Genomic DNA, 9,020 nt, shown 5'->3' on the forward strand with positions numbered 1-9,020 from the left:
GCAGCTGAAAGTGCGCAGCGGCTGGACAAGCGGCTGGCCGCGCCGGGCCCGGCCGCCCTGAAACCGCTGTTCCCCTATTTGCTGACCGATGCGGCCAGCGCTGTCGAAACCATCTGGAACGAGCACCGCGAAACGACGCGCGGCCGCGACCTGGACATCACGGGCATGAGCTACGCCATGCTGGAGCAGGGGCCCCGGCAGTGGCCGCTCAAGCCAGGCGAAACAGCTGGAAAAGACCGGCTCTACGAAGACGGCATCTTTCCCACGGCCGACGGCAGGGCGCGCTTCGTCAACACCGTGTACAAACCGGTGGCAGAGCCACGCGAATCGCGCTACCCCTTCTCGCTCACCACCGGGCGCCTGCGCGACCAGTGGCATGGCATGAGCCGCAGCGGCACGCTGGGGCGACTGTTTGGCCATGTGGCCGAGCCGGCCGTGCAGATGAATGCGCAGGACATGGCCAGGCGCCAGCTCAAGGAAGGCGAACTGGTGCACGTCACTTCCAGGCGCGGCTCCATCGTCGTGCCGGTGCAGTCCTCGCCCGAAGTGGCGTTAAGCCAGGCTTTCATCGCCATGCACTGGGGCCAGGAGTACCTGAGCGGGCGTTCCAGCATCGGCCAGCCCTTGGCAGGCGTCAACGCGCTGACCACCTCGGCTTACTGCCCCAGTTCCAAACAACCCGAGCTCAAGCACGCGGCGGTCAAGATCATCCTCAAGCCTGAACTGCCATGGACCCTGCTTGCCATGGCCTGGCTCCCCGACAGCGAGGCGCTGGCCACACACCAACAGCTCAAGCCCCTAATGACGGAATTTCCCTTCAGCAGCTGCGTGCCGTTTTCCAACAACGCGCCGCTGGGCGACCGCGGCCGCGAACGCACAGGCATGCTGTTTCGCGCCGCCAGCCATGAAGCGCCGCCCGAAGAGACGCTGGCCACGCTGGAGCGCATTTTGGGCCTTGATGGCTCGTACGCATTGCGCTATGCCGACCGGAAAAAGGGCCAGCGCCGCACCATGCGGCTGGTCCGCAAGGGCGAGCAAGCTGAACTGGCCGGCTTCATGCTCGCCGGCGACACCAGTGCCCAGGCCTGGATCAGCACGTTATTGAAGGACGAGCTGCCCGCGCAGACTTATGGCCGGTTGCTTTTGGTGCCGGGCGCGAAGCCGCCGGTGGCGGTGCAGTCGCGTGGCAAACTGGTGTGCAGCTGCTTCAACGTCACCGACATGGCCATCGACCTGCACTTGTCGGCTCTCGGCCAGAGCAGCGCCATGAACCCGACTGGCAGCGACCAGGGCTCGGTCGAAGAACGGCTGGCATCACTGCAGGCTGGCCTGCAATGCGGCACCAATTGCGGCTCGTGCATACCCGAACTCAAACGCCGGGTGCGCTCTGCCTGCAGCGCCGAAGCAGCCGGCAACAGCTTGCCGGAACTTGCCGTCATCCCGATCAAGCGCCTGGCTTAACGACGGGTTTAAGCTCATAACAAAAAGTTAGCTGCATTCGCAGACAATCGCTGCATGGGTATAAGTCAATACATCAAGGAAATCGGGCGCGGCAAGGACGGCGCGCGCGATTTGTCGCGCGAACAGGCCGGCGACCTGCTGGGCCAGGTGCTCGACGGCGCGGTGACAGACCTGGAAATTGGCGGTTTCTGCCTGGCCATGCGCATCAAGGGCGAAACGCCTGAAGAAATGGCGGGTTTTCTGGATGCCGTGCATCAGCGGCTGAACCTGCTGCCCGCCAGCGACAAGCCCACGGTCGTCCTGCCGAGCTACAACGGCGCGCGCAAGCTGCCGGTGCTCACGCCGCTGCTGGCACTGCTGCTGGCGCGCGAAGGGCTGCCCGTGCTGGTCCATGGCACGCCCACCGAATCTGGCCGTGTTTTTGCGTCAAATGTGCTTTCGGTCCTGGAAGTACCGCTTCTGACAGCTATTAAATCAATAGCGCCCGGGGGCGTGGCTTTTGCCGCGACGGAATTGCTCAACCCGGCCTTGAAGCGCCTGCTTGACGTGCGCCGCGCCGTCGGCCTGCGCAATCCGGCGCACAGCCTTGTCAAGTTGATGAATCCGATCGCTGGCAAGGCGCTGGTGGTCAGCAGCTATACCCATCCCGAATACGCCATTTCAATGGCCGCCACCTTTCAACTCGTCAAGGCCGATGCGCTGCTGCTGCGCGGCACCGAAGGCGAGGTGGTGGCCGACGCGCGCCGCTCACCGCAGATGCAGGGTTTTGTCGGCGGGCAGCGCGTGCTCTTTCAGGAAGGCGTGAAGGGAACCCTGCCCTCGGTGCCCGATCTACCCAGGGATATCGACCCCGCCAGCACGGCGGCTTACATTCAGTCGGTGCTGTCAGGGAAAAGCCCTCTGCCTGCTTCGATTGCGCAACAGGTGGAACATATCTTGCATCTTGTCGCCCAACTATGAATATCGGCAAAGTCACCCTCGTAGGCGCAGGTCCGGGCGATCCAGAACTGCTCACCATCAAAGCCCTCAAGGCGATTCAGCGCGCCACGGTGCTGTTCGTCGACGATCTGGTCAGTGACGAGATCGTGGCGTTTGCGTCAAAGCAGACCCGTGTGGTGCATGTCGGCAAGCGCGGCGGCTGCAAGTCCACGCCGCAGGCCTTTATCGAAAAACTCATGCTGATGGCAGCCAGCGAAGGCGAAAACGTGGTGCGGCTCAAGGGCGGCGACCCCTTCATCTTTGGCCGCGGCGGCGAGGAAGTCGAGCACCTGCGGGCCGCGGGTATGCAAGTGGAAGTGATCAACGGCATCACCGCTGGCCTGGCCGCCGTGACTTCGCTGGGCGTACCGCTGACGCACCGCCAGCATGCGCACGGCGTGGTGTTCGTCACCGGCCACGCCAAACCCGGCGATGCCGGCACCGACTGGCGGGCGCTGGCCGCCACCGCCCGCAGCGCCCGCTTGACGCTGGTGATCTACATGGGCATAAGCGGTGCCGAACGCATCCAGCAAGAGCTGCTGAGCGGCCTGCCCGCCGCAACGCCGGTTGCCGTCATCCAGAATGCAACGCTGGGCACGCAGCGCCACATCACCACCACCCTGGGCGCGCTGGCCGACGCCATTCAGGCAGGTGCCATGGCCAGCCCGTCCATCATCGTCGTCGGCGATGTCATTGGCGGCGTGGCCGTGGCCGCCGCGCACCCGCACGTCGTTCGCGCAGCCTGAACGACGCGCGGCGCCCCACGGCGCCATCGCACAGCCACACCCGCGTCACCGCCTCGTCACAGTGGCTGGTTATGCTTGCGGCTTACCAACCGGAGCATTCCATGTCAACCCGTATTCTGGCCGGCGCGCTGCTGGCTCTCAGCCTGAGCTGCGCCCAGGCGCAAACCTTCTCCTTCGGCCTGTGGGGCGACATGCCCTACCAGAAAGCCGGTGACGACCTAAAGATCCCGGCCTTGCTCAAAAGCATCAACCAGTCGGAGATCGCTTTTTCGATTTACGACGGCGACATCAAGGACGGCAGCTCCAAATGCACCGATGACATTTACGCCTCGGCCCTGACCATGTTCAGCCAGCTGAAAAAACCGGTGGTTTACGTGCCCGGCGACAACGAATGGACCGACTGCCACCGCCTCAACAACGGCGGCTACGACGGGCTGGAACGCCTGGCCTATCTGCGCAAAACCATGTTCACGACGCTGAACTCCCTGGGCAAGCGCCAGATGCCGCTGGTCCATCAGGCTCCACCCGGCGAAAAATATGTCGAGAACACCCGCTTCAGCCACCGCGGCATCGTGTTTGCCACGCTGAATATTCCCGGCAGCAACAACAATAAAGTCCTCGACCAAAAAGACTGCACGCACAAGAGCGCACGCACGGCCGTCCAGTGCGACGCCAGCAACGCCGAGTACCTGGAGCGCGACGCCGCCAACGTCAGCTGGATGCAGGATGCTTTCAAAACCGCCAGGGCGCAAAAAGCGCGTGGACTGGTGCTGGTGTTCCAGGCCGATCCGGGTTTTGATCTGCCGGAGACCGAAGACAAGGATGAAAGCCAGGCGCCCGGCGTCAGCGGTTATCGCAATTTCATCAACAGCGTGGTGTTGGAGACCGAACAATTCCCCGGCCAGGTCCTGCTGGTACACGGCGACACCCATTTCTTCAAAATGGACAAGCCTCTTTACAGCCCGACGAAACTGCTGGCCAACCTGACACGCCTGCAAACCTTCGGCAGCCCGTTGATTCACTGGGTACGCGTGACGGTGGATGCAAAGAATGCCAATGTGTTCACGGTACAGCCGGTGATCGTGAAGCACGAGTGATTCTGCGCACTATGCTCTGCTGCCTATCCGGCAGCAAGCCGCCCGAAGATCCTGGCTGCTACTATTGTTGCCCATGAAAACCCGATCCGTGCAACGTCTCGAGGCGCCTGCGAAAGGCACAAAAACACCGTCAGGGACGCTCAATGAGGAAGCCTACCGCCAAATCGAGGAGATGATCGTCACGCTCGAGCTCAGGCCAGGCAGCGTGGTGTCCGAAGCGATGTTGAGCGATCTCATCGGCATCGGGCATACGCCGATCCGCGAGGCGCTGCAGCGCCTGTCCCGTGAGCATCTGGTGCAGATCCTTCCGAGGCGGGGCGTCGTGGTGACAGCCATCGACGTTGGCCAGCAGTTGCAAATCCTGGAGACGCGGCGCGAGCTCGATCGCCTCATCGCCCGTTCGGGCGCGGCTCGTTCCACGCCAGTCGAAAGGCAGGAAATGGCCCGGATTGCTCTGCGCATGCAGGACGCGGTGGCAGCGGGCGACCTGCGGACATTCCTGCAGTTCGACAACGCAATGAACCTGCATGCGGCGCGCGCCTGCCGCAACGACATCGCCTCGGGCGCAGTGGCCGCGTTGCATGCCGCTTCGCGCCGCTTCTGGTATCACCACCATCACCGGCATGGCCAGGCAGGCAGGACGATGGACCTGCATGTCGCGCTCGCCCAGGCGCTGGCTTCGGGCGAGCCGGAGCGCGCCGCCGACGCCAGCGACCGCCTGATCGACGATCTGATCGAGTTCGCGCGGGCCACGCTTATTACCACCTGAACCGGGCATCTGGGCTGCCCTGGCCCGGAGGATAGGGCGCATTTGACATCTGGTATGCCAGTGATATACCATTACTTTTGCCTTTGAATTTAACCTGTACGCCTGGCCGTACCCCCATCCAAGGAGCCTGCCCATGCGCTTGACCCCATCCCAAATTGATGCCTACCACCGCGATGGATTCATCGTCCTGGAAGGCCTTTTATCCGCTGCCGAAGTTGCCGCCATGAAAGCGGATCTCGAGCGCATCCAGAAGATCGACACCGACCATCTGGTGCGTGAAAAAGCCGGTGGGGTTGCCAAAACCATTTACCGGGTGCATGAAGCCGATGGCCCGACCGCCTCGCCGGTCTTTCATGCCGCCTCACGCGCGCCGCGCCTGCTCGAGCCCGCGCAGGACCTTCTGGCCGACGGGTCGGTCTACATCCACCACACCAAATGCAACCTGAAGACCGCCATCGACGGTTCGGTCTGGGCCTGGCACCAGGACTACGGCACCTGGAAGCGCGACGGCATGCCCGAAGCGCGCCCGACCACGGCGCTGGTGATGCTCGATGCGCCGACAGAGATGAATGGCTGCCTGTACTTCATTCCCGGCAGCCACAAGCTGGGCAGCCTGGAGCCGCGTTTCGACGAAGCCACCGGCTACAAGTTCTGGGTGGTGTCCAAGGAGGAAATGATCGGCATCATGGCGCGCAGCCCCGAGCCGGTCGCCATCAAGGGCACACCCGGCACGGTCGTTTTCTTCGATTCCAACATCCTGCACGCCACGGGCCACAATTTGTCGCGGCACAACCGCTGGGCCATCTACATCGTCTACAACCCGGTCAGCAACCGCTGCCGCGAGACTCCAAACCCGCGACCGGACTACGTGCGATCGACCAATTTCAAGCCGCTCGCGGCGGGCAGCGACGACATTCTCGCGAACCTTTTTTCAGCACTGGAGGCTTGACTGTGAACCGCGCCAACGACCTCTCGCGCATCCGCCCGCACCAAAAAAAGCTTTCCGAAGCGCAGATCGCGGCCTACCGGGAAACCGGCTTCCTCACGGTTCACCACGTACTCGACGGCGGCTTACTTGAGCGCCTGGTCGCGGCCACGCAGCGCCTGTACGACGAAGGCCGGGTCCTGACGGAGAAAACGCGGCATTACGACCTAGAGTCCGCGCACACGGCCCAGGCGCCGCGCATCCGCCGCATTTCCAGCCCCACCGAACTCGACGATGTGTTTGTCGATGCAGCTTTCAACTCGCTACTGGGCGACATCGCGGCCGACTTGATCGGCGGCCCCGTCAAGTTCTACCACTCTAAAATCAACTTCAAGCTGCCGCAGGGCGGGGCCGAGATCGGCTGGCATCAGGACTGGCCGGTGTTTCCGCACACCAACACCAACCTGGTCGCGCTGAGCGTCCCGCTCAATCCGTCACGCGCCGTCAATGGCTGCCTGCAGTCGATCCCGGGGAGCCACCGGCAGGGTCCGCGAAGCCACTGGGACCAGGGTGTCTACAAGCTCAACTGCAACGCCAGCATGACGCCGGACGATTTTTCAAGGGTGGTCGACAATGAACTCGATCCGGGCGACATCGTAGCCCACCATGGGCTGGTGGTGCACGGCTCGAGCCAGAACCGCTCGGACGACCTGCGCACGACCTACATCATCCAGTACGCTGCAGCAGATGCGCTTGCCTACAGCGCCCCGGTGATCGACAGCCGCCATCGCAACCTGATGGTGCGCGGCGAGCCCGCCACCCATGCGCGGGTCGAGGCTGGCGTCATCGAGTTGCCGCCCGATTTCAGCGCCGGCTATTCGGGTATTTATTCACTGCAGACAGCAGACAAGAAGTAGTTCGCTAACCTGCCTGGAACGCCAAAGGCAAGGTTAAACTCCGGCCTTCACGGGCCTGCGACCACTGACTTGTCAAATCTTGTCCAGCGTATTGAACGCTACTATTTTAGTAGCTAATTTCGCCCGATCTAACTGTGCCAAAGGATGATTTGACATATAAATTCGATGTGGTGGTGATCGGCGCGGGCGCCGCCGGTCTTTTTTGCGCGGGCCAGGCGGGCCAGCGGGGGCTGAAGGTCTTGCTGGTCGACCACAGCGACAAGGTTGCCGAAAAAATTCGCATTTCTGGTGGCGGGCGCTGCAACTTTACCAACCGTGACGCCTTGCCAGCCCAGTTTCTGAGCGACAACCCGCACTTTTGCCGCTCTGCGCTGTCGCGCTACACACCGCAGGATTTCATCGGGTTGCTGCAGCGCCACAACATACCCTTTCACGAAAAGCACAAAGGTCAGCTTTTTTGTGACCGTTCGGCCGAAGATGTGATCAACGTGCTGCTGGCCGAATGCGCTGCCGGTCAAGTCACGCGCTGGCAACCTTGTAGCATCAAAAGTGTACTTTGCGCAGAGCAGTCGGGCGCAACCAGCTATCAACTTCAGAGCGACCGAGGTCTGATTGAAGCGGTCCAGGTGGTGGTTGCCACGGGCGGCCTGTCGATCCCGAAAATCGGCGCGACTGATTTCGGCTACCGACTGGCCAGACAGTTCGGTCTGCGCCTGGTTGAGCCGCGTGCCGGCCTGGTTCCGCTGACCTTTGACGGCGAAGCCTGGGCCCCCTATGCCCAGCTCGCCGGCCTGGCGCTGCCGGTGCTGATTGAAACCAGCCCGCTCGACGCCACGCCCAAACAGCGCAAACAGGCGCAGGTGTTCGCGGAAGACCTGCTCTTCACGCACCGTGGTCTGAGTGGCCCGGCGGTGCTGCAGATCTCCAGCTTCTGGCGCGAAGGCCAGCCGATCCGTATCAACCTGGCGCCTGGCGTGGACTTGCCGGCAACGCTGCTGCGCGCCAAAGCCACGTCGAAAAAACGCGTGGCCAACGAGCTGGCCGGCCTGGTGCCCAGCCGTTTGGCCGACGCCTGGGTCAGCCAGGACCCGGCTTTGCAGCGACCCATCGGCGAAGCCACCGACAAGGCCCTGTTGCGTCTGGCGCAAGGTCTGGCCGACTGGCAACTCACACCGAACGGCTCTGAAGGCTACAAAAAGGCGGAAGTCACGCTGGGCGGCGTCGACACCCGCGATTTGTCGTCCCAAAGCATGGAATCGAAGCAGCCCGGCCTGTATTTCATCGGCGAAGTGGTCGATGCCACCGGCTGGCTGGGCGGCTACAACTTCCAGTGGGCCTGGGCGTCCGGTTTTGCCTGTGCAGAGGCGCTGGCTGTAAAACACGTGAAACTGGCTTGCTAAGCGCAGCGCGTAAAATGCAGCACTCAGGCACCCGGAGCCGCGCGCGCGCGCTCCCAAATAGCGTGGCGTCACAGAATGAAGCGCCCCGCCGCCCCAACGAAGTTCAGCGCCTTACACCTATGTGGAAAGCGCAAAGGCCACACTGCACGCTGCTATAATCTTAGGCTTTGCTAGCAAACCCGCACCTGGCCTGATCCTGATCAGATCAATTAAGGTGCATCTTTTGGATCAATTCATCAATGACCACCATTCGCGTAAAAGACAACGAACCCTTTGACGTCGCGCTGCGCCGTTTTAAACGCACCATCGAAAAACTCGGCCTGCTGACCGACCTGCGTGCGCGCGAGTTCTACGAAAAGCCAACGGCCGAGCGCAAGCGCAAGAAGGCTGCTGCCGTCAAGCGTAACTACAAGCGCATTCGCGCCATGCAATTGCCAAAGAAGCTGTACTAGTCCGTACTTTTTCTGGCAGCTCAAGCCCGCAAGAGGACGCTCTGCGGGCTTTTTGCTTTTTGCCTGGCGCAAAATTGTACTTTTCCATTTTTTCCGCATCCCTTCAGGAGTCCGCCATGACACTCAAAGAACAAATCACCGAAGACATGAAAGCCGCCATGCGCGCCAGGGACAGCGAGCGCCTGGGCACGATCAGGCTGTTGCTGGCGGCCATCAAGCAAAAGGAAGTGGACGAACGCGTCGTGGTGGATGACGTGATGGCAGTGGCCATCGTT

Annotated in this window: 10 protein-coding genes; all 10 read left to right on the top strand. The window is 62.3% G+C overall.

Annotation, left to right across the window (positions count from 1 at the left end):
* Positions 1-1,461: molybdopterin dinucleotide binding domain-containing protein (locus tag HHJ19_RS11585; RefSeq protein WP_296907442.1), on the top strand; the 1,461-nt coding region annotated here is incomplete at its 5' end.
* 54 nt (positions 1,462-1,515) lie between these two features.
* Positions 1,516-2,421 carry a DNA-binding protein YbiB gene (ybiB, locus tag HHJ19_RS11590; protein WP_296907443.1) on the top strand — a complete coding sequence of 302 codons (906 nt, stop codon included), beginning with the start codon at positions 1,516-1,518 and terminating at the stop codon, positions 2,419-2,421.
* Positions 2,418-3,185, top strand: coding sequence for a uroporphyrinogen-III C-methyltransferase (gene cobA, locus HHJ19_RS11595; protein ID WP_296907445.1), 768 nt, complete (start codon positions 2,418-2,420; stop codon positions 3,183-3,185). Before ybiB ends, cobA begins: the two co-directional genes overlap by 4 nt.
* A gap of 101 nt (positions 3,186-3,286) precedes the next feature.
* Complete coding sequence (locus HHJ19_RS11600) at positions 3,287-4,282, top strand: hypothetical protein (RefSeq protein WP_296907447.1); 996 nt, start codon at positions 3,287-3,289, stop codon at positions 4,280-4,282.
* Positions 4,283-4,355: 73 nt separating this feature from the next.
* Positions 4,356-5,051 (top strand): GntR family transcriptional regulator, encoded by a 696-nt coding sequence (locus tag HHJ19_RS11605; RefSeq protein WP_296907449.1) that lies wholly within the window; start codon positions 4,356-4,358, stop codon positions 5,049-5,051.
* Between the two features lie 133 nt (positions 5,052-5,184).
* Positions 5,185-6,000, top strand: a complete 816-nt coding sequence (locus HHJ19_RS11610; RefSeq protein ID WP_296907451.1) for a phytanoyl-CoA dioxygenase family protein — start codon at positions 5,185-5,187, stop codon at positions 5,998-6,000.
* A 2-nt stretch (positions 6,001-6,002) separates the two neighbouring features.
* Entirely contained in the window at positions 6,003-6,893 is an 891-nt protein-coding gene (locus HHJ19_RS11615) for a phytanoyl-CoA dioxygenase family protein (protein WP_296907454.1), read from the top strand.
* A 149-nt stretch (positions 6,894-7,042) separates the two neighbouring features.
* The gene (locus tag HHJ19_RS11620; protein WP_296907457.1) at positions 7,043-8,293 is read left to right on the top strand and encodes an NAD(P)/FAD-dependent oxidoreductase; all 1,251 of its coding nucleotides are present in this window, start codon (positions 7,043-7,045) and stop codon (positions 8,291-8,293) included.
* A 239-nt stretch (positions 8,294-8,532) separates the two neighbouring features.
* The gene (gene rpsU, locus HHJ19_RS11625; protein WP_011484193.1) at positions 8,533-8,745 is read left to right on the top strand and encodes a 30S ribosomal protein S21; all 213 of its coding nucleotides are present in this window, start codon (positions 8,533-8,535) and stop codon (positions 8,743-8,745) included.
* 116 nt (positions 8,746-8,861) lie between these two features.
* On the top strand, positions 8,862-9,020 hold a 159-nt coding region (locus HHJ19_RS11630), incomplete at its 3' end, for a GatB/YqeY domain-containing protein (RefSeq protein WP_296907459.1).

The organism is Polaromonas sp. (assembly GCF_012927415.1).
Classification (GTDB): domain Bacteria; phylum Pseudomonadota; class Gammaproteobacteria; order Burkholderiales; family Burkholderiaceae_C; genus Polaromonas.